A 24,251-nucleotide genomic window follows, 5' to 3' on the forward strand; every position below is an offset into this window, starting at 1 on the left:
CCCTTCTCGTTCTCGGCCCCAAGCCGAAGCATCCGCGGCCGCACGCCGGACGGCAGCCGCCACCCTCATCCTCGCCCCCCGAAGCGAAGCACCGACCAGCCGCAGAGCGCCATCCAACGCGCCCATCCCGGCCCCGACTATGTCCCCGCCACCCGGCTCCGCTCACCGGTCCGGCCGCCGCCGGGGGCATGCTCGACTTTCGGATGCTGGACATCGCCACGGGACAGTCACATCTGGGCCAACGTAGCCTTCTGGCTCAGATGGATTATGAAGTGGTAAGCCCGATGAATCCGATGGAGGGGTCTGCCTGGTACGCGACGCCGACCGTCGCCTACGCGGTGGAGCTCGGCTACGACGTCGCGCCGACCGAGGCGTGGGTGCGGCACGAGAACGGCCGCTACCTGGACGGCTGGTACAACCGGCTCAGGGACGCCTACCTCGCCACGATGGCCGACCTCGGCGTCGACGCGGCCCTGTCGCCCGAGGACTTCCTCGCGGCAATGGACGGCTACCGCGGCCGTGACCCGGAGCTGGCGATCGTGGTGTCCGCCGTCAAAGCAACGGTGAAGGGCGGGCTGGGCAAGCTGCGCGAGCGGCCCCGGGGCGAAGGCCGGCGGCCCGGCGAGCCGTGGCGGGCACTGTCCCGTCCGACCTGGCGGCCGGACATCCGTGCGGCGGTCATCTCACGCACCCAGATCAACCTGCACCGCAAGATCGTCAAGCATGCGGTGTTCACCGGTCAGTACCCGGTCGCGATCCTCTCCGACTGCGTCGTCCACGTGCCACCGACGGACTCCTGCCAGGTCGCCCTCCATGCCGTCCTCGTGCCCTTCCATGGTGCGCCCCTCCGGGCCGCTCCACTCGACGACACCGGCCCCGACCCCTCAAAAGCACCCTTGGGGTGTATCGCGTCCTCGGCGGACTTCCGCCCTCTTGGCGCTCCGCGGCATACAGCGATCGACCGTGTGGTGCGGCGCACCAGGACAAGTAGCGTCGCGCGCGGCTGATCTCCGTTGCGCCCACGGGCAGCGGGCAGGCTAGGGCGTAGCTGTATGGCCCCAGGGGTGTTGTGGAGAGCCTGTTGCACAAGAACGAGTGGCTGGCGGCTCTGTCGCCGGCCTCGCCCAGGTCCGCGACGCCGGCCGTGGAGGCCGTCCCCGTGGGTTCTGCCCGAAGGCCCTGACGCCACGCTGACCAGGAACACCGTGGCCCGTCAGCGTCGCGTTACGGGGTGCGGGCTAGGCGTCAAGCATCCGTCAGCGTGGCGGCCCGTCCCCGGTGGGCGGGCATAACTTCAGTGGAGCGCACGGCCGGACCGACCGGGCGCCCCAGTCGCCTTCTGCGAGGAGCAACCCCATGTCTCCAGTCGAGTTTCCCGAGGACCCCGAGCCTTCTGAACGGTTCCCGGCCGGACTTCTCTACGTCCCTGTCCGGTCGGGGCCCTCTGGATGTACGACCCGGTTCTTCCGCACCCCCCTGGGCGGCCGCACGGCCGTCGGATTCACCTCGGCGGCGAAACTCACCGCCACCCTGGGCACGGACCAGGCCTGCATCAGGCTCTCCGAACCCGCACTGCGCGCTCTCGCGGCCCCCCTGGGTGTGACCGCCCTCACCGTCGACCCGCAGTTCTCCGCCCCCGCAACCGACCGCACCGCGGCCAAGGTCCGTGAGCGCGAGAACTCCTGGAGCCGCTGGCATCCCCAGCAGGTCGGTGCCCTGCGAGTGACTGGCGCCGCTGCTGTCGTCGCGTGTCTGAACCTGCTGGTCGGCTGAGGAGGCGCCCGCCATGACCCTTTCCTTTTCCTCGCCCCTTCCGGACTCCCTACCCTCGTGCCCCCAGGCCCTGTCCCGGATCCTCGGCAACGCCGACAGCCTCTCCGTCTGGCCCCGCTCCACCCGCCCCGAGGCCGACGGGGACGTCTCTGTCGGCAGGGTCTCCCTCACCGAGGCGGCCGACCGCTTCGGCACCCCCCTCTACCTCCTCGACGAACAGGAAGTCCGCGAGCGCTGCCGTACCTACCGCACGGCGTTCCCCGAAGCCGACATCGTCTACGCCGTCTACGCCGCCAAAGCGTTCCTGTGCCGTGCGCTCGCGCACTGGGTGCAAGAAGAAGGCCTGGGCCTGGACGTCTGCTCCGCAGGGGAGCTCGCGCTCGCCGTCACCACCGGCTTCCCAGCCGAGAACATCGTGATGCACGGCAACGCCAAGAGCCCCGAGGACCTGCGCACCGCCATCCGGCTCGGTGTCGGACGCATCGTCGTGGACAGCCCCTCCGAGATCGCACGCCTCGCCGCGATCACCCCAGCCGACACCCGCCAGAAAGTCATGGTGCGCGTCGTCCCCGGCGTCGCCGCCGGCGGACACGCCAAGATCCGCACCGGCACCGACAACCAGAAGTTCGGCCTCTCGATCACCGACGGATCCGCACGACACGCAGTCACCCGCATACTCGACCAGCCACACCTGGAACTCGTCGGCCTGCACTGCCACATCGGCTCACAGATCGCCACAGTCAAACCGTACGTCGCCGCCGTACGGCGCATGATCGGCCTGATGGCCCGGATCAAAAACCAGCACGGCATCACCCTCCCCCAGCTGAACATCGGCGGCGGCCACGCCATCGCCTACCGGCCCGGCGAGGAGACCATGAACGTCGCCGAGCTCGCCGGACGGGTCCGCGCCGAACTCGAGGACGGCTGCGCCCGCGCCAAGCTCCCCGTCCCCCGGCTCACCCTCGAGCCCGGCCGCGCCATCATCGGACCAGCCGCAGTCGCCGTCTACCACGTACTCGCCGTCAAGCGAACCGGCGAGCACACGTTCGTCGCCGTCGACGGAGGTATGAGCGACAACCCCCGGCCCGCGCTCTACGGCGTGCAGTACGCGCCCCGCCTCATCGGCCGCCCCTCATCCGCGCCGCCCCGCCTAGTCACCGTCGTGGGCCGGCACTGCGAAGCCGGCGATGTCCTCGCCGACGACGTAGCACTCCCCGGCGACATACGCCCCGGCGACCTCCTCGCCGTTCCCGCGGCCGGCGCCTACCACCTGTCCATGGCTTCCGGCTACAACATGATCGGCCGACCCCCCGTCATCGCCGTGTCCGACGGCACCGCACGCGTACTCATACGCCGCGAATCACTTGATGACATGAGCCGCAGAGACATCGGCCTGTAACACCCGCCCCCACACCCGGCTTCCGCCGAAACCCCCTCTCAGCGGACGCCGCTCAACACACCCGCTGATGGCCCGAAAGATCACCAAGTACCCCTATTCGCATACCCCAATGTGTGAGGACGAGGTCTCGATGACCGTCGAAAACACCGTCGACCTTGTCGTGGCCGTCGCACTGCTCGCCTATCTGATCTTTGCCCTGATCAAGCCGGAGAAGTTCTGATGTCCGCCCCCGCCACGGTCGAGACGGACTGCTGTAGCGGCCCGAGTACCGGCTGAGCCTGCGACCCTCACAGACTCAGCCGGTACGGCACGACACACACAACGACGTCGGTACGGGCCCTCAACGCGGCCGCCAGCAGCAGGCCCCGCTGATTCTGCAGGATCTGGTAGCGGCGGTGGAGGGGCTCCACCTCGGGGATGAGGACGGCGATCTGCCGTCCTCCCTCCGCCGCCCGCCGAACGTAGTCGACGATGGGCTGCACCAGCGAGCGCTGCGGACTGTCGATGACATCCAGACGTACACCGGGATCCCAGCGGGTCCAACTCTGCTCCAATGCACGAGCCTTGGCGGGATCACCGTGCACCGCGACCGCGACGACTTCGTGACCGAGGGCGCGGGCGGCCGTCAGCGCGTGCTGGGTGAGTTTGCTGACCTCGCCGACCGGCACGATGACGAGGGAGTCGGTAACGCGCACGGGCGGCGGGACCTCACCCAGCCCCAGTTCCCTGCCGACCTCCGTGTAGTACCGCTGAACGCGGGCGAACAGCAGCATCAGCAGCGGAACGGCGGCAACCACCACCCAGGCCCCCTCCAGGAACTTGGTGGACAGCAGGACGATGCCCGCCACGGTGGTCAGGATCGCGCCGACCCCGTTGAGCACCGCGCGCCGCACCCAGCCGGGCGGCCGTTCCCGCGCCCAATGCCGTACGAGCCCGACCTGGCTGATGGTGAAGCCGATGAACACCCCGATCGCGAACAACGGGATCATCCGGTGCGTGTCCGCGTTCACGGCGATCAGTAGCAGTGCCGCGAGCAGAGCGAGGGCCACCACTCCCCAGCGGTAGACGGGGCGCTCTCTGCGCAGACCGAAGAGATGAGGCAGTCGGTGGTCCCTGGCGAGCAGGCTCATCAGGACGGGCAGGCCGCCGAAGCTGGTGTTGGCGGCGAAGGCCAGCGCGAGGGTGACGATGAGGTTGGTCGTGTAGTACGGCCAGCCCGTCCCGTACGAGCCCGCGGTGAGCTGCGCGAGTACTGTCACGCCGCCGCGGGGGGCCACATGATCGCGGCGGATCAGGACGGCCAGCCCGATCAGCATCAGCCCGAGCAGCGCGCCAAGCATCAGCTCGGTACGCTGCGCCCGCTTGACGCGCGGCTCGCGGAAGACGGGCACACCGTTGGCGATGGCTTCCACCCCGGTCAGCGCGGAGCAGCCGGAGGAGAACGCCTTCAGGAGCAGCAGCACACCCAAAACCTCAGTGCCATGCGCGGGTTGGGCGGTCCCGACGACGGCCACGGGGTGGGAGCGCAGCAGCCCGAGCACGATGATGCCGAGGATGCTCACGATGAACAGCACCGTGGGCAGCATCAGCACCCGCGCACTCTCGGCCACACCGCGCAGATTCACGGCCGTGAGAAGAGCAAGCCCGACGAGACAGATTTCCAGCAGATGCGAGCCGAGGGGAGGGAAGGCAGAGGCGAGGCTGGCCGCGCCGGCCGCCAGGCTGACGGTCACGGTCAGCACGTAGTCGACGACGAGGCTGGCCGCCGCGAGGTAACTCGTCCTGGGGCCGAGATCCTTCTTCGCCACCGCGTACGCGCCGCCCCCGTCCGGGTGAACGGCGATCACCTGCCCGTAGGACACGACGAGCACCGCCAGCAGTGCGGCAATGACCAATGTCACCGGCAGCGTGGCGGTCAGCGCCCCGGTCCCGGCGGCGATCAGGACGAGCACGATCGCCTCGGGCCCGTACGCGACCGAGCTCAACGCGTCCAGGGACAGCGCGGCGAGCCCCTCGATGCTGGTCAGGTGGTGCCGTTCACCTTCCCCGGGCCGCAACGGAACTCTCGGCCGCAGTTCGCGGCGGGCCAGGCCGTACGCCATGAGGGACCTCGCGGTGCAGGGTGCGGGGGGATGCGTGCTGTTCGGGGCCAGTGTGACCGGGCCACCACGGCGAGACGCGTCAAGGACGCGCCAAGGCTCCACGCCTTTTCAGGGAATCCCCCATGCCGAGGGTCACGCGGCTCTACGGCGGGTACAGGGCCGGCCTGAAGGTGGCGCCCGCCCGAAGGTCGGGGTGGCCGGGACGACGAGGACCGTGGTGAGTCCGCCGGCTGGCGGCCTTCGGTCGGCTCCTTGCGGTGTCTTCACGCCGAAGCCCTGGGCACAGAGGTGACCTTGACGGTCAGGTGACTCCCACAGCTCCCGCCGGAGAGAAACCCTCCCGGCCCACCACGACCGGGGCGTCAAGGAGTAGCAGGATGCCCGTCAGGGCCGGGCAAGCCCCTGGCAGCCCGGTCAGCCAGGATCGCGGGCGCGGCCTCCAGGCGATCCAGTCGTTCGTAGAGGTGATAGGGGCGGCGACGGTCCCCGCCTGCATCCAGGCCGGGACCGTTGCTGTGTGGTGCGGGGCTCAGGACTTCGCATGTCCAGGCAGTCCCGCGTGGCGTGCGAATGCTGCGCCGCGAACATCGCACCACGTCATCCGTCACGACAGCTCAGTTCGGCTGGCTTCCCGTCAACTAACGCGTCGGCTCATCGGTTGGCGGTCTCGCTGGTCTGTGAGTGCACTGGCTGTGCCGAGTCGGTGGAGTGTGGTCCGGGGGCGGACTGGGGGGTGTCTCGGGCGGCGGTGCGTGTGCGCGGAGGCCGGCGGGTCGGAGTCTGCCGGGGATGGTGGGCCGGTCTGCGGCGATGTCGAGGAGGGTGCTGATGCGGTGGGCGAAGTCGGGACCGGGCATGGACAGGTCCATCTCGGGCTGGCGTAGGTAGCCGGCTGCGACGGCGGTGGGGATGTAGGCCATGAGTTCGGTGACTGCTGCGGATTGAGGGCGGGTGGTGTTCTTCGCGAGGTGGCGCAGGATGCGCAGCATGGTGGTGGTGGAGGCGTTGGTGATTTGCCTGCCTGCTGTATGTCAGGACGGTGCTGCCGGTTGGGGTGGCTGGTCGGGGTGGGGGACGTCGTCGGTCTGCTGGTGCCACCAGTCGGCGGCGTCTTTCTCGCCTAGGGCGAGGTGGTGGAGGTAGAGGCAGTACGCAGCGGCGGCCTGACCGGCGCCTGCGGCGTACTGCCACCAGAAGCGGGCGCCGTCGTCGGTGTCGGTGAGCTGTAGGACGCAGGCGAGGATCATGGCGCTGCGAGGTTCGGGCAGCTGTTCAGTGACGAAGTCGGCGACGTCGTCGGCGGGGGTGTGGGAGACGAGGGTTTCGCACGGGGCACGCAGATCTTCTGCGGCTGCGTTGGAGGTGTGGGTCTTCACGGGTGCATCGCCGATGGTGGCCAGGGCGGGTGATGGGGGCGTGGAGGGCGGGATGATGTCGCGGGGCACTGTGCGGTCCCGGACCAGCAGGGCCCGGGAGAGGATTTCTTCAATGTGTGTCATGCGGTGTTCCCTTCGGTCTCGGGCGGCGGGCAGATGACGCTTTCCAGGAAGTGGATCGCGTGGCGCTCTCCGGAGCGGATGGTGGCCAGCGGGACGCCCATGAGGGTTGAGGCGGGCTCGAGGCAGATCCCGTAGTGCGGGCGCAGCACCATGATGTCGAGCTGCTGGTCGGGGAGTCGGCTCATGGCTTTGAAGAGTTGGAGGCTCTCCTCGAGCTGTCGCAGGCGCTCGGTGTTGGTGGTCAGGTGCTGCAGGGCGACGGTGTCGAAGGCGGCTTCGCCGAACTCGGGCCGGCCGTCGATGTGCGGGGTGCGGGCCATGACGGTGGTGCGCAGGGTGTTCCAGGCGAAGCGCCGGATGTCGGGGCTGGCGAGGGCCTCGTTCCAGCGCAGCCAGAGGATGTCGAAGGTGTTGGAGACGGCGGTTTCGCGCTGGTCGTCGTCGAGGAAGACCTGCGCATAGAGGCGGTAGTCGTTTTCCACGATCTCGCGGAACGCGCGGTGGTCCAGGGGTGGCACCTGAGACGTGGTGACCGAGGTTTTGTCGCCGCACCGTTCAACCCAGTCGCTGGACTTTTGGGCCTCGAACGCCGCTTGGCACCACAGCTGGTACAGGGGCCATCCGGGCATCTGCAGCTGGAGGGACAGGCTGAGGATGATCTCCCACCTGGGGTAGAGCCCGGTTCCTCGCAGCAGCTCGGAGAGCTTCGATTTGGCGAGCGGGACCCTGGTGCTGAGGTCGCTGAGGGTCAGTCCACTTTTCAGGTAGGTGTAGCGCAGCGGCTCCAGCCAGGCGCGGTGGATGTTACCCACGCCGTCGGCGATCGGTCCGAGTTTGCGCCCGGGCCGCAGCGGCGTCGGCTTGGCGGGGGTACCGGTGGCTCGATGGGGGTCGTCACGGGACGCTGCCCTCCTTGTCGGGCACCGCGTCCACGCCGTTCCGCGAGGGCGGCCCGGTCTGGGTACGGGCGGTGCGGACGATCTGCTGCACGACGAGCCCGAGCACGGGTGCCAGGGCGGCGATCGCGGCGGTCTGGCCCATCGCCGTCATCACGAGGCTCCAGGCGAGCGCTGTCGCCGTGGTGGTCGACGACGAAGGCGACCACGCCGACGGCAACCGTCGGGTCCTCCCAGGGAGCGGACAGCGAGAGCTGATCGAAGACGAGCACATTGAGCGAGCCGAATTCCCGCGAGCTCGGCTGGGGTTTCCCAGCCGAGCGTTTTGCGTGGTCGGCTGTTGAGTTCGGCGGCCACGGTGTCGAGGTGCTCGCGGCTGTGCAGGGACAGATCGGTGCCCTTGGGAAGGTACTGCCGGAGCAGGCCGTTTGTGTTCTCGTTCGAGCCGCGTTGCCAGGGGCTGGCGGGGTTGCAGAAGTAGACCGGCATGTTCACCGCGGTGGAGAAGAGCTGGTGCCCCGCCATCTCGTTGCTCTGATCCCAGGGCAGTGACCGTCGCAGGTGGGGCGGCAGCTGGCTGATGGTGGCGGTGAGGGCATGGTGGAAGTGTTCTGCCCGGTGTCCGTTGGGCAGGTGCACCAGCATGGTGAAGCGAGTCGTGCGCTCGACGAGTGTGCCGACCGCGGAGCGGTGGCCGGCGCCGACGATGCAGTCGCCTTCCCAGTGGCCGGGAACGGCACGATCGGCGGCTTCGGCGGGCCGGTCGCTGATCATCACCATGGGGGCGGTGAACCGGGGCTGCCGCTTGTGTGCCTGGCGGTGGGGGCGTCGGCGGGCCCGTCCGGTCCGCCACCGCTTACCGGTCCGCAGGTTGATGCCGACTACTCGGCGTGCCTCCCGACTGCTCAGCCCCTGATCCATGAGCCGGAAGTATTCCTCCCGCTCACGGACCAAAGGCTTGCAGCCCTGCGACTGGGCCCGGTTCTCCCTGATCTTGAAGTCCATCGCATCCCCTGAGCTGGGGTGTTGCGACGACCACTAGAACGGAAGGAATCGGACCGGGGGCCTCCCCCTGAGCGAGGTGCGCTCGGCGGCAACCTGTGCGGTGGCTCGGCGAGTCGCCTCCCTTCTCGCTCCCACGCCCCCGGCGTGGCTCTACTGGGCGGTGCCGATGTCGGCGGCCCACGGGTAGTTGAGCTGGACGGAGGCGAGCGGCGCCCCGGTAAGCCCCTTCTTCTGGTAGAGCGGGTTGAACGGCGAGTACAGCGGCATCCAGACGACCTGGTCGACGGCGATCTTCTGCGCCTGGACGATCAGTTCGGCCCGCTTGGCGGTGTCCGCGGTTGCCTTGGCCTCGTTGATCAGACGGTCGAACTCCGGGTTGGACCACTGGGCGAGGTTGAAGGTGTTGCCGGTCTGGAGGTACTGGTAGATCGCGGTCGGGTCCGGGTAGTCCGCCTGCCACAGCGAGAAGATCATGTCGATGCCCTCGCGGGCCTTCGCGTCGCTGTAGAGAGCGTTGTAGTTGTCGGCCGGGAGGGTCTTGATGTCGACCTTGAGCCCGATGGACTCGCCGGCGCGCTTGACCTCGGTGCCGATGATCGGCATCTCGGACTGGGAGCCGGTGACGGCGATGGTGATGGCCTCGCCCGGCACACCCGCCTCCTTCACCAGCTTCTTGGCCTCCTCCAGCGGGGCGTTCGGGTCGGGCAGGGCGTCGTACGCGGCCTTCAGCTCCTTCTGCGCGTAGCCCCAGGTGCCAGGCGCGGCGGGCGCCTTGAGCGGTTCGGCGGCTCCGGAGACGGCGGCGGAGATGATGCCCTTGCGGTCGACGGCCATGGAGAGCGCCTTGCGGATCCGCTCATCGGCGAGCGGGCCCTTGAGGTCGGTCACCATGCCGACGTAACTGCCGGACGTGCGGCCGAAGTAGAGCGATCCCTTGTCGGATCCCAGCAGCTTGCCGTAGCCGGAGGCGGGGACGAACCAGGAGCCGTCGACTTCCCCGGCGAGCATCGCGGTGGTACGGGCCGCGGGGTCGCGGATGAACTCGAACTCCACCTTCTCCGGCTTGGCCTTGCGCGCCTTGTCCCAGTAGGCGTCGAAGCGGTCGATGGTGATGGACTTGCCCGCCGACCAGTTCGCCAGCTTGAACGGTCCGGTGCAGTCGACGCCGCCGTCCGGGCGGCCGAGCTTCTTGCCCGCCTTCTCGGAGGCGGCCTTGCCGACGATCCGGCCCGCGGTCGTCGCCATCGCCTGGTTGAACTGCGCGTCCGGCTGCTTCAGCCGTACGGTGACCTCCCCCGCGCCGGTCGCCTTCACCGACTCGACGTTGGCGTAGATGCCGTCGTAGTAGGAGCCGAGCGACTTGTCGAGGTTGCGGCCGAGGCTGTACGCGACGTCCTCGGCGGTCAGCTTGGCGCCGCTGTGGAAGGTGACGTTCTCACGCAGCTTGTACACCCAGGTGCGCGGGTCGGGGTTGGTCCAGGACGCGGCCAGCGCCGGACGGAAGGTGCGGTCGGGGCTGATCTGGAGCAGGCTCTCGCAGACGTTGGCGAGGACCTCCATCGGCGGGAAGTCGTTGCTGTAGATGGGGTCGAGCGACGACGGTTCGGCGTACAGCGCCCATCTGAGCGAGGCGACCTCGCCCCCCGCCGGAGGCAGTGACTCGGTGAGCTTGGGGGTGCTCGCGCCACCCGTCTTTCCAGCGCCTTCGACGCCTGAGCAGGCGGAGAGGGCGAGGGCCGTGCAGGCGGTCAGCGCGACGCCGATCGTGGTGCGGTGTCGCTTGGTGTAGCGGGACATGGCTTTTCCTCCACGGGGCGGGCGGGACGTCACTGGGTGGCGGCGAGGAAGTCGCGTCGCGCCTGCGACACGTCGGCGGGGTCCCAGCCCAGGTGCGGGACGCTGGACAACAGGAGCCGGGTGTAGGGGTGTTCGGGGTTCTGGAGTACATCGGCGGTGGACCCGCTCTCGATCACCGAGCCGCGGAACATGACGATCACGTCGTCCGCGACCCAGCGCACGACCTCCAGGTCGTGGCTGACGAAGATCAGCGCCACTCCGGTGTCGCGGCGGATCTCGGAGAGCAGATTGAGGATCTGGGCCTGGATGGAGACGTCGAGCGCGGCGACCGCCTCGTCCAGCACCAGCAGCCGGGGGTTGGCGGCCAGCGCCCGGGCGATCGCAACGCGCTGCCGCTGCCCGCCGGAGAGTTCGCGCGGCAGGGCGGCGGCCTCGCGGGTGCCGAGACCGACCTGTTCGAGCAGTTCGGCCCGCCGCTTGTCGAACGCGGACGTCTCCAAACCGGTGTGCAGTCGCAGCACCTCATCGATCGCGTCGCCGACGCTCTGGCGCGGATCCAGGCTCTGGTACGGGTCCTGGAAGACGAGTTGTACGGTACGGGCGCGCTCACGGCGCAGCCTGCGGCCGCCTCCGGCACCGAACTCGACGCCTCCGAAGAAGATGCGGCCCGCGTCGGGCTTCTCCAGGCCGACGATCATCCTGGCCGTGGTGGTCTTGCCGGAGCCCGACTCCCCCACGATGCCGAGCGAGCCGCCCACGGGTACCTCGAAGGAGACGTCGTTCGCGGCCACGACCCTGCCGTGGTCATACGTCCTGCGCAGTGACTCGACCCGGATGACGGGCTGGGTGGCGGTCACGGCCGCTCTCCCTTCGTGAACGGGCCGGGCAGATCGGTCCCGGCGGCCGGGGCGGGTCCCGTGCCGGCCTCCGGCTCGGTGCCGCCGGCCGGCGCCGTACCGGCGGCATGGGCGGGCCCGGTGTCCGTACCGGGCTCCCCGGCGAGATGGCACGCCACCAGGTGGCCGTCGACCAGCCGTGCCACGGGGGGTGTCTCATGGCACAGATCGTCCGCCGCCGGGCACCTCGGCGCGAAGGCGCAGCCGCCCTCGACCTCGTACAGACCGAGCGGACGCCCGGAGACCGACCGGAGTTCCTGCCGGTCGGGCCCGGGCCGCGCGGCGAACAGGGCCGCGGTGTACGGGTGCTGGGGCCGCCGGGCGAGTTCGGCGGCGGAGGCGACCTCGACGATGGAGCCCGCGTACATCACATGGATGCGGTCGCAGATGGAGACGGCCAGGTCGAGGTCGTGGGTCACCAGCACGATCGACAGTCCGCGCTCGCGGCGCAGCCGCAGCAGGATCGACATGATCTCGGCCTGGGTGGTGACGTCGAGCGCGGTCGTCGGCTCGTCGGCGAGGAGCAGTTCGGGCTCGCTCGCGAGCGCAGCGGCGATCATGACGCGCTGGAGCATGCCGCCGGAGAGTTCGTGCGGGTACTGGCGCATGTGGCGGGCGGGGTCGGGCAGGCCGACCTCGGCCAGGAGGGCGATAGCCGCGCGGGCGGCATCCTGCTTGGATTTGCCCTGGTGGATCCGCAGCCCCTCGGCCAGGAAGGTGCCGATGCGCTGGAACGGATTGATGTGGGCTCGCGGGTCCTGGAAGATCATGGACGCGGTCCGCGATCGGACCTCGGTCAGCTCCTTCGGGGAGGCGCCGAGCATGTCCCGGCCCGACACCCGTACCCGCCCGCTCACGTCCGCGCCGGCCGGGGTGAGGCCGACGGCCGTGCGCAGGGTCATGGACTTGCCCGAGCCGGACTCGCCGACCAGGCCCACGATCTCGCCCTTGGCGCAGGTCAGGGAGACTGACGCGAGGATCGGCTTGGCGATCTCGCCGCGATGGACCGTGAGCGACAGTTCCTCGACGGCGAGCATCGCGGTGTCCGGCGCGGCGGTCTTCTCCGGTGCGGTGGTCATCGGTCCGCCCTTCTGATGCGGTCGGCGACGCTCTCGCCGATGAGGCTGAACGCGACGACGGCGACGACGATCAGGACGCCGGGGGCGAGTGCGGACAGGGGTGCGCCCTGGAGGAGGGCGACCTGGCCCTCGGAGATCATGGCGCCCCAGTCGGCCTGCGGGGGCTGGACGCCGAAGCCGAGGAAGGACAGACCCGCGAGGTCGATCATCGCGTAGCCGAAGCAGAGCGACGCCTGCGCGAGGACGAGCGGGGCGATGTTGGGGAGCAGGTGCCGGACGATGATGCCGCCGGCGGAGAATCCCTGGATCTCCAGGGCGCGGATGTAGGGGCGGTGCCGTTCGGTGAGGGCGGCGCTGCGGGTCATCCGGGCCATGTACGGGGTGTACGCGATGGCGAGGGCCAGCACGGTCGCCTTCAGTCCGGCGCTGAGCACGGAGACCAGCAGGATCGCCAGCAGCACGCCGGGGAAGGCGAAGATCAGCTCGATCACCCGGGACAGGAGGCTGTCGACCCAGCCGCCGCGCCAGGCGGCGATCACGCCGATGGTGACGCCGAGCAGGGTGGCGCCGACGACGACACCGAGCGGGCCGAGCAGCGAGGTGCGGGCGCCGTAGATCAGCCTGGACAGCACGTCGCGGCCGGACTGGTCGGTGCCGAGGAGGTGGTCGGCCGAGGTGCCCTGGAGGCTGTCGGCGAGCGATACCGCGTTGGGGTCCTGCGGGGCGAGCCAGGGGGCGAAGACCGCGACCAGGACGAAGAGGGCCAGTACCCCGATCGGCAGGGCCATGGTCCTGCTGCCGCCGAGCATGCGGCCGAGCCAGCGGCGGCGTACCAGTCCGTTGTCCTTGTGGGGACCCTTCTCGGGGTCCGTCGTGATGTCCGGGGTGTCGGTGACGACAGCCATCAGGCACCCACCTTTCCGCGCACCCGCGGGTCGACCAGCGGGTAGATCAGATCGACGAGGAGATTGCAGAGCGCGAACACACCCACGATGATCAGCACGATCGCCTGGGTGACCGGGAAGTCCTTGGCGTTGACGGACTGCACCAGCAGCGAGCCCATGCCGTTGAGACCGAACGCGGTCTCGACGAGCGTGGTGGTGACCAGCAGCCCGGAGACCACGAGGCCGGCGAGGGTGACCACGGGGACCAGCGCGTTGCGGAAGGCGTGCCGCCAGATGATGCGGCGCTGCGGGATGCCGCGGACGCGGGCGGTCTCCACGTACTCCTTGCCCAGCTCGGCGAGCATGGAGGAGCGCGTGGCGCGGGCCACCAGCGCCGCCGACGACAGTGCGAGCGCGACGGCCGGGAGGGTGAGGTGCTGGATCCGGCCGAACAAGCCCTCTCCCGCGCCGAAGGCGGGGAACCAGCCGAGGGTGACGGCGAAGAGCGAGGTCAGGCCGATCGCCATGACAAAGGCGGGGGTGCCCATGGCGACGGTGGTGGCGATGATGGCGGCGCTGTCGACCTTGCCGCGCTTCACGGCGGCGACCACGCCGATGACGATGCCGGAGGCGAGGATGAGGGCGAAGGAGTACGCCACCAGGAAGCCGGTGGTGGCGACCCGGGAGGCGATCAGATCGCCGACGGGCTGGCGGAACTGCAGCGACTGTCCGAAGTCGCCGGTGACGATCCCGCCGAGCCAGGCGAGGTACCGCTCGAAGAACGGGTCGTCGAGCCGATACTGGTCGCGGATGGCCTGGAGGGTGTCGGCGGTGACGGAGTTGCCGCGGGCGAGGAACGACTCCGGGGACCCGGGGGCCAGATACATCGCGGAGAAGACGATGAACGAGGTCGCGAGCATCAGCAGGACGAGCGCGGAGAGCCGTTTGGTGACGGTGACGAGCAATCCGGCCGTCGCGCCCTGCTTCCGGGCGCGCCTGGGGGCCTTTCCGGCCCCGCGTGTTCCGGCCGTCCCGGGGGTCTTCTGGACCGGCTCCGCGCCGGTCGCCGCGGCCGTCACGAGGACGCTCCCAGATCGGCGGCCCACGGGTAGTGCAGCTGCATGTAGGAGGCGGGGGTGCCGGTCAGCCGCTTGTTGACGAAGAGCGTGTTGTACGGCGCGTACAGCGGGATCCACACCAGTTCGTCGACGACGATCTGCTGGGCGGCGGTGACGAGTTTCGCCCGCTCCTCCTCGTCGGACGTCTTGCCCGCCTTGACGACCAGTTCGTCGTACTTCGGGTCGGAGAACCCGGAGAAGTTGTAGAAGTGGTCCGTCTGGAAGTACTGGTACATCTGGAGCGGGTCGGCGAAGTCCGTGCCCCAGCCGGTCAGATAGAGGTCGATGCCCTCGCGGGCCTTCTTGTCCGTGTAGACGCCGTTGTACTGGTCGGCGGGGACGGCCTTGATCTGGACGTCGAGGCCGATCTTCTTCGCGGCGGACTGGATCTCTGCTCCGATGACCGGCACTTCGGCCTCAGCGCTGGTGGTGGCGACGACGATCGGCTTCGCGGGCCTGCCCGCCTCGGCGACGAGTTTCTTCGCCGCCTCGATGTCCTGTTCGGTGGCCTTCAGCCCGTCCCAGGCACTCCGGTACGTCTTCTCGGCGTAGCCCCACGAGCCGGGGACAGCGGGTGCTTTCTGGGGTTCGCCGGCGCCGCTGATGACGGCGTCGATGATGCCCTTGCGGTCGATGGCCATCGACAGGGCCTGGCGGACGCGGACGTCCTTGAGGGGGCCGTCGGTGTTCATGACGATGGCGTTGAAGCCTTGGGTCGACTTGCCGTAGTAGACAGTACCCTTGCCGCTCGTCGACAGCCGCTTGAGCGCGGACGGCGGCAGGAACCAGCTGCCGTCGATCGAGTCGGACAGCAGGCCGTTGACCATGGCCGCGGGGTCGCGGACGAAGCGGAACACGACCTCCTTCGCCTTTGCCCGGCGGGCCGCGTCGAAGTACTTGTCGTCGCGGGTCAGGGTCATGGACTGCCCCTTCTCCCACTTGCCGAGGGAAAACGGGCCGACGCAGTTGACGCCGCCGCCGGGTGTTCCGTATGCCTTCCTCTTGGCGGTGACCGTCGCCTTGCTGTCGACGATTCCGGCGGGGCTGCTCATGTACGAGTTGAAGAGGACGTCGGGCTGCTTGAGCGTGACGGTGACCTCCAGCGGGCCGGTGGCCTTCACTGAAGAAACGTTTTCGTAGGCGCCGGACCAGAAGGATCCCGCCTTGGCGTCGAGGTTGCGGCCCAGGCTGAAGGCCACGTCCTCGGCGGTCAGCGGGGTGCCGTCGTGGAAGGTCACCCCCGAGCGCACCTTGTAGACCCAGGTCGTCGGGGTCGGGTTGGCGAAGGACTCGGCGAGCGCGGGTTCGAGAGACAGGTCGGGGGCGAGCCGGAGCAGCCCCTCGCAGACGTTGGACATGATCTGGCCGGTCTCGAAGCTGGCGTTGTAGATCCAGTCGAACGACGTGGGTTCGGCGGTCACAGCCCAGGTGATCCGGTCGAGCGGGCCGGACGCCTTCGGCGTCAGCGCGGTGACGGTCAGGCCCTGCTGCCCCGCAGGTTTCTTCCCCGGGCTGACTCCGGAGCAGGCGGTGAGGGCCAGCGTCCCGGCGACCAGGGTGACGGCCAGCCGTCTGGCGCCGCGGGGGACGGGGGTGGCGTTCAAGAGAGGTACCTCCGCGAGGGATCGGGGTCACGCAGGGCAGGGAACAGCAAACGGCGAGAGGGATTTCGGGCGGCGGAGAGGCCATCCCGGCGGGAGTATCACCAAACGTCTCGGCTGCGCTGCGGAGCCATCGTGCTCGGGCTTGATTGCCGCAGTTAACACCGGCCGTTTGCCAGGGTCAAGACTCCGAAAGAAACGTTTCTTTCGGAAAAAGAAACGTTTCTTTTCGGCTCGACATGAGTCATGATGCTGCTCCAGGCGGTCGCATCGATCTTCCGCCTGACGATCTATGCTTTCCATCCACCGGAAGATGTGTGATGACCCAGCCCTGGATTCTGGTGACCGGGAACGGCGCCTTCGGCATCTCGGCGGCCCGGACCGAGCTGCACTACGCCGACAACCCCAGCTCCGCCGTTGCCCTGGCGCTCGACGGCGAAGAGATCGGCGGCCACCGCGTGGTCGCGCGCAGCCTCGCCTGGGACAGGCGCCCCGAAGAGGCGCTGCTCCCGCTGCTCGGCGACGGCGCGCCTCCCGCCGCGGTCATCTCCTGCGGGGTGTTCTCGGGACGGACCACCGTCACGGTCGAGCGCACAGCGGTGAACGTCGAGGACTTCCAGTTCGCCGAGGACGGGCGGCGCCCGGCCGGCGACCCGCTCTACCCGGACGGCCCGGCCGCGTACCTCTCCACCCTGCCGATCAAGGCCATGACGACGGCGATGCGGGAGGCGGGCGTCCCCGCGCTAATCTCCAACTCCGCCTCCACCCATGGCTGCAACGCCGTCATGTACACCGCGCTGCATCTGGCCGCTCTGCGCGGTCTTACGACCCGGTGCGGGTTCATCCATCTGCCCGACACCCCGGAGCACGTGGCCCGGATCGGCCACAACGGGCCGAGCATGGACCTCGCCCTCCAGATCTCCGCCCTGCGGGCGGGCGTGACGGCGGTGGCCGCCAACCCGTCCGACATCCGCGTCCCCGCAAACGAATGGGAGTGGTGAAACGCCATGCCTGCCGAACTCGACCTGTTGATCCGGGACGGCCGCGTCCACGGCCGTGACGGGCTGGTGGACGTGCACATACGCGACGGAAAGGTCACCGCCGTCGTACCGAACGACTCGGACGCGGCCCGCGCCGCCGAGGCCGCCGCTCCCGAAGTCCTGGACGCGGGCGGCGGACTGGTCTCCCGCTCCTTCACCGAACCGCACTACCACCCGGACAAGGCGTACAGCCGCGCCCTCGCCCCCGCCGGGGCCCGGGACGGCTTCGAACGCGCCCGGCTCGTCAAGGCCGGTTTCACCCCCGAGGACGTCGCCGAGCGGGCCACCCGCGCACTGCGGCTGGCATCCGCGAACGGCGTGACACGGCTGCGCGCCAATGTCGACGTCGACTCCGTCGCGGGCCTGCGCGGCCTCGCCGGGGTGCTGACCGCCCGCGAACGGGTGGCCCATCTGATGGACGTGGAGATCGTGGCCTTCCCGCAGGAAGGACTCGCCCGGGACCCGGAGAGCCGGTCGCTGCTGGTGGAAGCGCTGCGCTCGGGCGCCGACCTGATCGGCAGCTGGCCCAACGTCGAGGACGGCATCGAGGCGCAGAAGGCCAACGTCCGCGAGATCTTCGACCTGGCGGAACGTTTCGACGTCGATGTGGACATCCACGCCGACTGCATGATCGACCCGGCCGAGACCATGCTGGAGTACATCGCGCAGGAGACGATCCGGCGCGGCTACCAGGGCCGGGTGCTGGCCAGCCACTGCTGCGGCCTGGAGGTGTACGAGGACGCCGACGCGGCCCGGGTCGTCGCGGCGGTCGCCGAGGCCGATGTACGGATCGTGGTCGTCCCGCTCAATCTGGTGGACGGCGGTCCGCGCGGACTGTCCCGTCCCATGGAACTGATGGCGGCAGGCGCGGTCGTCGCCGCGGGCAGCGACAACATGAACGACGGCTGGTACGCACTCGGCACCCTCGACCCGCTGGATCGCGCCCAGATGACCTTCTTCGGCGCCGGTTTCCACGACGAGGGCGCGGTGGACACCGTGTGGGACATGGTGTGCGGGCAGTCCGCGGCCGTGCTCGGCGGGCGTCCCGGCGACATCGCGGTGGGCGAGGACGCCGACCTGGTCCTGCTGGACGCCCCGGACCGGGCCACCGCGATCGCCAACATGCCGTCCGCGCGGACCACGCTGAAGCGCGGGCGCGTGGTGAGCCGCCGGAACACCGCCGGCCACACCGCGGAACTGGTGGCCACGTGACCCCGCGCGGACCCTCCACCGAAGGTGACGGCCCGCCCGCCGCGGGCACCGCCGCCGACCGCACTCATCGCGCCGGCCTCGCCGTCACCGGCGGCACGGTGCTGACCCCGCAGGGCATGCGGGCGGCCACGGTCCTGGTCGACGACGGCCGGATCAGCGCGATCGTGCCGCCCCACACCCAGGTCGGCGCGGCGGAGACCGTCGACGCAACCGGACTCCACCTCGTCCCCGGCGTGATCGATCTGCATGTGCACTTCGACGTCCCCGGCATCAGCCTCGAAGCCGACTTCCACACCGGCACCCGGTCCGCTGCGGCCGGTGGCATCACGCTGGTCGTCGAGCACCCCTTCTCCGACCCGCCGACCACGACCGCAGAGCGCTACCGCGACAAGCGGCGGCAGGCCGCGGCGGGCGCGGTGGTCGACTTCGGTCTCTGGGGCGCGCTCACCAAGCCGTCGCTCGACGAGATGGAGGGCCAGCACGCGCTCGGTGCGCCCGGCTTCAAGGCGTTCCTGCCCGAAAACGACATGGGCTTCCCGTCCGCCACCGAGGCCGATCTGCTGACCGGGATGACGACCGCCGCCCGGCTCGGAGCCCGGGTGCTGGTGCACGCCGAGGACCGGGACGCGCTCGCGGCGGGCGAGGCCCGGCTGCGGGCGGACGGGCGCACCGACTTCGCAGCCCTGCTGGAGGCGCGTCCGCCGTCCACTGAGATCGACGCGGTCCGTGACGTACTGCGGCTGGCCCGGCAGACCGGTTGCGCCGTCCATCTCGTCCATCTCTCCACGCCCGAGGCGATCGACCTGGTCACCGCGGCGCGCGCGGGAGGTCTGGACGCGACCTGCGAGGTGACCGCCCACCATCTGCTGCTGAACGCGGCCGACCTGCCCGAACTGGGCGGCTTCGCGGTGTGCGCTCCCCCGCTGCGGGACCGGGACCATGTCGAGGAGCTGTGGAACCGGGTACGGGCGGGCCACGTCCAGGCGGTCGTCTCCGACCACTGCCCCTATGGCCGCGCCGACAAGCTCGCCGCTTCCGAGGACGTCTTCGGCTGCCCGTTCGGCATCCAGAGCGTCCAGGAGTACGTACCGCTGGTGATCGGCGAGGCGCTGCGCCGCGGGATGGAGCTGCCCGAGATCGTCTCCCTGATGACGAGCGGACCCGCCGTGCTCTGCGGCGCGGCGGACTCGAAGGGGGCCCTGCGGCCGGGCATGGACGCGGACTTCGCGCTGCTCGACCTGGACGCACCCTGGGTGGTCAGGGCCGAGAGCCAGCAGCACGCGCAGGAGCGTTGGTCGCCGTACGACGGCCGCGCCTGCACGGTGAAGGTCGTGCGGACCATGGTGCGCGGCCGGACCGTCGCCGTCGGCGGCAACATCGTGGCGCCGAAGGGCTCGGGCCGCTTTCTGCCCCTGTCCGGCCCGGCCGTTCCTCGTACGACCGAGGGGGCCGCATGCCGGAACTGACCTCGGCGACCCCCGATCTCGCCCGTGGCGCCCGGGAGTTGATACGGACGTGTCTCGCCGTGACCCCGGCGGACCGGGTGCTCGTGCTCACCGATCTCCGCACCCGGCACCTCGCCGGTGTCATCGCCGCCGAGGCGCATACCGTGACCTCCGCCGGCCTGGCCGTGATCCCGGACATCGCCGACGGCTACGAGGCCGCGCGGCGCGAGGTCGGGCGGGTCCTGGACAGCCACCGGCCGACCGTCACGGTCTTCGCGGCGGCCGATCCGGGCGATCTACTGGCCTGGGACCCGACGTTCTGGGAGCACCTGGAGCGCTTCGGCGCGCGCCATGCCCATATGCCCGCGCTCGACGACGTCTGTCTCGGCGTCGGAATGGCCGTCGACTACACGCGGGTCGCCCGGTTCACGCTGGGAGTGAAGGAGTTGCTGACCGGCGGCCGGTCGCTGCGGATCACCAGCGCGACCGGCACCGATCTGAGCCTGACCTGCGACCCGGACCGTCCCTGGACCCCGTTCACGGGGCTGTACCAGTGCGGTGGGCAGGGTGGGAGGCTGCCGCAGGGCGAGGTATTCTGCACCCCGCTGACCGCCGACGGAATCCTGGCGGTCTCGGTGGTCGGCTATCCCTTCAACGCGGAGACCGCGCTGCTCGCCGAGCCGTTGCTGATCGAGGTCGCCCGCGGCGCGGCGGTCGAGGTGCGCCATCCCGACTCCGTACTGGAGCGGGCGGTACGCGACTGGCTCACCGAGGCCCCCAACGGCACGCTCCTCGGCGAGCTGGCCCTGGGCACCAACCGGAACCTGCCCACCCTCACCGGGAATCTGCTGTTCGACGAGAACGTGCCCGGGGTGCACATCGCCTTCGGCCACCCCTTCCCCGAGTACACCGGGGCCGACTGGGAGTCGCGCGTCCATGTCGACATGGTCGTCGAGCGCCCCAGTGTGCGGGTGGACGGCGGCGTGGTGCTCGACGAAGGCCGGTACCGCATCTGAGCGCGCCCCACGAAGCGCCCGCCCGAACCCCGCACCCCGAGCCCCGCAGCCCGGAACACTCGCCCGGTACGTGCGTCCCGGCCCCCGCCCAGGCCCACGCCGGCACCAGCATTCGTTTCCGCACCCCAAGGAGTCGACCATGACGGACAGCCCGAGCGTCCACCAGGTGAGCGCCAGCCGCGGACGAGTCCGCGCGGCTTATACCCTCATGTGCCCGGAGAACCTCGTCGAGAACGCGCTGCCACATCTGGAGGGCGTGAACGCGATGCCGCTCGCCACCCCGCGCTCGCTCCCGGCGCGCTTCGGCGAGTATCTGCTGGAGTTCGAGGCGGGAGGCCGCAGCACGCGCCCCCTCGGCGCGGGCTTCGAGAACTTCCTGTACGTCCTCGACGGCCAGGGTCTGGTCAGCGCCGACGGCGTCTCGCACACCCTGGAGCCGGGCGGGTACGCCTACTTCCCCGAGGGCGTCGAGTTCGGCATCGAAACGCCCGGCGCCACCCGGGTCCTGTGGGTCAAGCGCCGCTACGAGCCCGTGGACGGGGTCGCCGCCCCGGAGAGCGTCGTCGGCCATGTGGACGACGTCGTCCACCACCCCGACGACACCATCGGCGGTACCTACGCCCCGCTACTCCCGCTCGACGAGCGGTACGACATGGCGATGAACTTCATGCGGTTCGACGTCGGTTCGCGGTTCAAGATGGTGGAGGTCCACCACCAGGAGCACGGCCTCTACATGCTCGAAGGCGAGGGCGTGTACTACCTCGGCGACGACCATGTCGAGGTCTCCGCCGGCGACTTCGTCTACATGGCCCCCTACTGCCCCCAATCCTTCTACGCGACCGGATCCGCCCGCCCGTCGTACCTCCTCTACAAGGACATCAACCGTGACGGCTTCTGAAGCCCCCGCAGACCTGATCATCGAGAACGCGACCCACGACGGCGTACGCGTCGACGTCGTCGTACGCGACGGCCTGATCGCCGCGATCGGCCCCGGCGCGAGCGGCGGGGTCGTAGCCCGCGAGCGGATCGTCGCGGACGGCGGACTGATCACATCTCCGTTCACCGAGCCGCACAGCCACCCCGACAAGGCGCTCAGCCGCCGCTCGATCGAGCGGCTGGGCCTGCCTGCCCGGCTGACCGAGCGCCCGAAGCTGATGCAGCGCCAGCGCGATCTCAAGGCGACGTTCACCAGGGACGAGGTCGCCGACCGGGCAGGGAGCTTCCTGCGGCTGGCCGCGTCGCAGGGAATCGGTACGGTGGCGGGCCAGGCCGACATCGACACGGTGACCGGGCTGACCTCGTTCGAGGGCGTGATGGACGCGCGCGAGAAGCACACCGACCTGGTGGATCTGCGGGTCACCGCGTTCCCGCAGGAGGGGCTCGTCCAGGACCCCGGCGCATACGACCTGGTCGCCGCCGCGCTCACAGCCGGAGCCCACCGGGTGGGCGGCTGGCCCAACAACGAACAGTCCCAGGAGGACCAGCTCACCCACCTCGACCAGGTCTTCGAGCTGGCCGAGCGGTTCGGCGTCGGCATCGACATCAACATCGACTACTTCACCGACCCGACCGAGCGGCTGCTGGAGCCGCTGGCGGAGCGGACTGTCGCGCACGGCATGCAGGGCATGGTCAACGCCAACCACGTCGGTGCGCTGGAGACCTACGCCGACGACGACGCCCGCCGGGTCATCGAGAAGGTCGCCGACGCCCGGATCGCGGTGACCGTCTGCCCGTCGAACCTCGGCGGCTCCTACCCCTACCGCGGCGTCTCCCGGGCGAACGAGCTGCTGGCCGCCGGGGTGACCGTCACGGTCGGGACCGGGAACTTCCAGGACAACTGGGAGCCCTTCGGCAACCTCGACCCGATGGACCTGGCGCGGCTGGCCTGGCATGCCTTCCCCCTGAGCGACGAGGGAGAGGGCGATGGGGTCGACAAGGGGATCGCGACCGCGTGGCGGCTGGTCACGGACCACGCGGCGCGGGCCGCCGGGGTGCCGTTCGGCGAGCTTCGCGCCGGCGCGAAGGCCGACTTCGTGGTGCTCGCCGCGACCACGATCACGGACGCGCTGCGCAATGAGCCCGGCCCGCGCCGGCTGGTGCGCGGCGGACAGATCGTGGCGGGACGGGTGGGCGAGCTGTGGACCGCGCCCGAGCCGGCACGGGCCTGAGCGGCCCGGCGCCCGCGGCGGGAGGGCGGGCGGGGACGGGCTGGGTCGCGCCGGTCGGATCGCCGGGGGCGAAACGCCCGGGTGGCGCCGCCGTACCCGGAGCGGCTTCGTCCGCCCGTCCCTGTCCGCCCGCCGTCGTACCGTAGGCGTGCACGCGGAATACCGCGCGCGGCGCTTGCCCGCAGCGTCTCATGTCGATCCGAGTCGATCTGTGTCGGTCCATGGCGATGGACGGCACGACTACGAGTGAATCTGGTGGTTCCATGGTGAAGGTGACCAAGACCGCAGGCGGCCGGGTGACGATCCGCGATGTCGCCGCCGCGGCCGGGGTCTCGGTGACGACCGTCTCCGACGCCCTCAACGGCAAGGGCAAACTCCGCCAGGAGACCCGCGAGCGCATCAGGGCTACCGCGAACGAGCTGGGCTACCGGCCGAGTCGCGTGGCGCAGGCGTTCCGCCAGGGCCGTACGGGCACCATCGCCCTGGTCCTGCCGCACCGGGACGTCAGCGGCAACGAGTACGACATGATCGGCCTGGACTACTACATGACGATCGCCTCGGGGTCCGCGCGGGCGGCGTTCAGCGAGGGGTACGCCCTGATGCTGACGCCGAAGCTCAGCACCGAGGACGAGTGGCGGCTGATCGGCCCGGACGGCGTCGTGCTCTGCGACCCGGCCGCCAGTGATCCTCGGATCGACATGCTGGAGGGGATGGGCATCCCGGTCGTCTCCATCGAGCGGGACCCGGACCGCCCCGAGCGGCCGTTCTACGTCTCGGGCGACAACGAGCAGAACATGCGTGACCTGCTCGACCATCTCCACTCGGCGGGCGCGCGCCGCATAGCCCTGCTGTCGGCCCAGTCCTCCTGGGCGTGGACGATCGACGGTGAGCAGGCCTACCAGTCGTGGTGCGCCGAACACGGCCTGCCGCCGCAGGTCGCCCATGTCTCTGTCGACCGTCTGGAAGCCGACTCGTACCACGCCGCCTGCGCCCTGCTGGACGCGGACGAGCCGCCGGACGCGCTGATCGCCTCCGCCGAGCAGTACAGCGAGGGCGCGACCCGCGCCTGCCGGGAGCGCGGGGTGCGTATCCCGGAGGATCTGATGCTCGCGATCGGCATCGACAACCGCTTCGCCCAGCAGTCCGTCCCGGCGATCACCGCGATCGATCTGTGCCCCTCCGACCAGGCGGGGGCCGCGGTCGGCATGCTGCTGCGACGGCTGAATGGCGAGAGCGTGGAGCAGCCGTCGGTGGTGCCGAGCCTGCTGAGGGTCCGGGCGAGCACCCGCCGCCCCTGAGCCTGCCGGTCGCACCCCACCCG

20 protein-coding genes and 2 pseudogenes are annotated in these 24,251 nt (G+C 70.1%); 11 read left to right on the forward strand and 11 right to left on the reverse strand.

What is annotated here, in order from left to right; all coding sequences use genetic code 11:
• Positions 1 to 296 precede the first annotated feature (296 nt).
• The 4 genes and pseudogenes from ACFU8W_RS41275 to kdpF all read left to right on the forward strand — a co-directional run.
• Positions 297 to 779, forward strand: a pseudogene (locus ACFU8W_RS41275) (transcriptional regulator); the annotation flags it as partial.
• A 577-nt stretch (positions 780 to 1,356) separates the two neighbouring features.
• Positions 1,357 to 1,773, forward strand: coding sequence for an SAV_915 family protein (locus ACFU8W_RS41280; protein WP_384049208.1), 417 nt, complete (start codon positions 1,357 to 1,359; stop codon positions 1,771 to 1,773).
• Positions 1,774 to 1,786: 13 nt separating this feature from the next.
• On the forward strand, positions 1,787 to 3,172 hold the full coding sequence (gene lysA / locus ACFU8W_RS41285; protein WP_384049211.1) for a diaminopimelate decarboxylase: 1,386 nt from the start codon (positions 1,787 to 1,789) through the stop codon (positions 3,170 to 3,172).
• 130 nt (positions 3,173 to 3,302) lie between these two features.
• Positions 3,303 to 3,392: a K(+)-transporting ATPase subunit F gene (kdpF, locus tag ACFU8W_RS41290; RefSeq protein ID WP_384049214.1), complete on the forward strand. Its 90-nt coding sequence runs from the start codon at positions 3,303 to 3,305 to the stop codon at positions 3,390 to 3,392.
• 67 nt (positions 3,393 to 3,459) lie between these two features.
• Here the strand turns inward: kdpF and ACFU8W_RS41295 are convergent, their stop codons facing one another.
• The 11 genes and pseudogenes from ACFU8W_RS41295 to ACFU8W_RS41345 form a co-directional block, all read right to left on the reverse strand.
• Complete coding sequence (locus tag ACFU8W_RS41295) at positions 3,460 to 5,274, reverse strand: APC family permease (RefSeq protein WP_384049217.1); 1,815 nt, start codon at positions 5,272 to 5,274, stop codon at positions 3,460 to 3,462.
• 1,031 nt (positions 5,275 to 6,305) lie between these two features.
• A complete protein-coding gene (locus ACFU8W_RS41300; protein ID WP_384049220.1) occupies positions 6,306 to 6,773 on the reverse strand; it encodes a hypothetical protein in 468 nt (155 codons plus the stop codon).
• The gene (locus ACFU8W_RS41305) at positions 6,770 to 7,585 is read right to left on the reverse strand and encodes a sigma-70 family RNA polymerase sigma factor (RefSeq protein ID WP_384049223.1); all 816 of its coding nucleotides are present in this window, start codon (positions 7,583 to 7,585) and stop codon (positions 6,770 to 6,772) included. Before ACFU8W_RS41305 ends, ACFU8W_RS41300 begins: the two co-directional genes overlap by 4 nt.
• 82 nt (positions 7,586 to 7,667) lie before the next feature.
• Complete coding sequence (locus tag ACFU8W_RS41310) at positions 7,668 to 7,823, reverse strand: hypothetical protein (RefSeq protein WP_384049226.1); 156 nt, start codon at positions 7,821 to 7,823, stop codon at positions 7,668 to 7,670.
• A 143-nt stretch (positions 7,824 to 7,966) separates the two neighbouring features.
• Positions 7,967 to 8,518, reverse strand: a pseudogene (locus ACFU8W_RS41315) (IS30 family transposase); the annotation flags it as partial.
• Positions 8,519 to 8,824: 306 nt separating this feature from the next.
• Positions 8,825 to 10,471: an ABC transporter substrate-binding protein gene (locus tag ACFU8W_RS41320; protein WP_384049229.1), complete on the reverse strand. Its 1,647-nt coding sequence runs from the start codon at positions 10,469 to 10,471 to the stop codon at positions 8,825 to 8,827.
• A 29-nt stretch (positions 10,472 to 10,500) separates the two neighbouring features.
• Complete coding sequence (locus tag ACFU8W_RS41325) at positions 10,501 to 11,328, reverse strand: ABC transporter ATP-binding protein (protein ID WP_384049232.1); 828 nt, start codon at positions 11,326 to 11,328, stop codon at positions 10,501 to 10,503.
• Positions 11,325 to 12,446 (reverse strand): ABC transporter ATP-binding protein, encoded by a 1,122-nt coding sequence (locus tag ACFU8W_RS41330; protein WP_384049235.1) that lies wholly within the window; start codon positions 12,444 to 12,446, stop codon positions 11,325 to 11,327. The genes ACFU8W_RS41325 and ACFU8W_RS41330 overlap by 4 nt, the downstream gene beginning before the upstream one ends.
• Positions 12,443 to 13,351 carry an ABC transporter permease gene (locus tag ACFU8W_RS41335; RefSeq protein WP_384049238.1) on the reverse strand — a complete coding sequence of 303 codons (909 nt, stop codon included), beginning with the start codon at positions 13,349 to 13,351 and terminating at the stop codon, positions 12,443 to 12,445. The genes ACFU8W_RS41330 and ACFU8W_RS41335 overlap by 4 nt, the downstream gene beginning before the upstream one ends.
• The gene (locus ACFU8W_RS41340; RefSeq protein ID WP_345516181.1) at positions 13,351 to 14,409 is read right to left on the reverse strand and encodes an ABC transporter permease; all 1,059 of its coding nucleotides are present in this window, start codon (positions 14,407 to 14,409) and stop codon (positions 13,351 to 13,353) included. Before ACFU8W_RS41340 ends, ACFU8W_RS41335 begins: the two co-directional genes overlap by 1 nt.
• Complete coding sequence (locus tag ACFU8W_RS41345; RefSeq protein WP_384049242.1) at positions 14,406 to 16,052, reverse strand: ABC transporter substrate-binding protein; 1,647 nt, start codon at positions 16,050 to 16,052, stop codon at positions 14,406 to 14,408. The genes ACFU8W_RS41340 and ACFU8W_RS41345 overlap by 4 nt, the downstream gene beginning before the upstream one ends.
• A gap of 317 nt (positions 16,053 to 16,369) precedes the next feature.
• Here ACFU8W_RS41345 and ACFU8W_RS41350 point away from each other — a divergent pair, with 317 nt between their 5' ends.
• The 7 genes from ACFU8W_RS41350 (at position 16,370) to ACFU8W_RS41380 (ending at position 24,228) form a co-directional block, all read left to right on the forward strand.
• Complete coding sequence (locus ACFU8W_RS41350) at positions 16,370 to 17,050, forward strand: hypothetical protein (RefSeq protein ID WP_384049244.1); 681 nt, start codon at positions 16,370 to 16,372, stop codon at positions 17,048 to 17,050.
• A 6-nt stretch (positions 17,051 to 17,056) separates the two neighbouring features.
• The gene (locus ACFU8W_RS41355; RefSeq protein WP_384049247.1) at positions 17,057 to 18,301 is read left to right on the forward strand and encodes an amidohydrolase family protein; all 1,245 of its coding nucleotides are present in this window, start codon (positions 17,057 to 17,059) and stop codon (positions 18,299 to 18,301) included.
• The gene (gene allB, locus ACFU8W_RS41360) at positions 18,298 to 19,767 is read left to right on the forward strand and encodes an allantoinase AllB (RefSeq protein WP_384049250.1); all 1,470 of its coding nucleotides are present in this window, start codon (positions 18,298 to 18,300) and stop codon (positions 19,765 to 19,767) included. The genes ACFU8W_RS41355 and allB overlap by 4 nt, the downstream gene beginning before the upstream one ends.
• The gene (locus ACFU8W_RS41365) at positions 19,755 to 20,762 is read left to right on the forward strand and encodes an aminopeptidase (protein WP_384049253.1); all 1,008 of its coding nucleotides are present in this window, start codon (positions 19,755 to 19,757) and stop codon (positions 20,760 to 20,762) included. Before allB ends, ACFU8W_RS41365 begins: the two co-directional genes overlap by 13 nt.
• Before the next feature lie 139 nt (positions 20,763 to 20,901).
• The gene (gene allE / locus ACFU8W_RS41370) at positions 20,902 to 21,660 is read left to right on the forward strand and encodes a (S)-ureidoglycine aminohydrolase (protein ID WP_345516186.1); all 759 of its coding nucleotides are present in this window, start codon (positions 20,902 to 20,904) and stop codon (positions 21,658 to 21,660) included.
• Positions 21,647 to 22,930, forward strand: a complete 1,284-nt coding sequence (locus ACFU8W_RS41375; protein WP_384049257.1) for an amidohydrolase family protein — start codon at positions 21,647 to 21,649, stop codon at positions 22,928 to 22,930. Before allE ends, ACFU8W_RS41375 begins: the two co-directional genes overlap by 14 nt.
• Before the next feature lie 272 nt (positions 22,931 to 23,202).
• On the forward strand, positions 23,203 to 24,228 hold the full coding sequence (locus ACFU8W_RS41380; protein WP_345516189.1) for a LacI family DNA-binding transcriptional regulator: 1,026 nt from the start codon (positions 23,203 to 23,205) through the stop codon (positions 24,226 to 24,228).
• Positions 24,229 to 24,251 lie beyond the last annotated feature (23 nt).

The organism is Streptomyces sp. NPDC057565 (assembly GCF_042801455.1).
Lineage (GTDB): Bacteria > Actinomycetota > Actinomycetes > Streptomycetales > Streptomycetaceae > Streptomyces > Streptomyces yanii.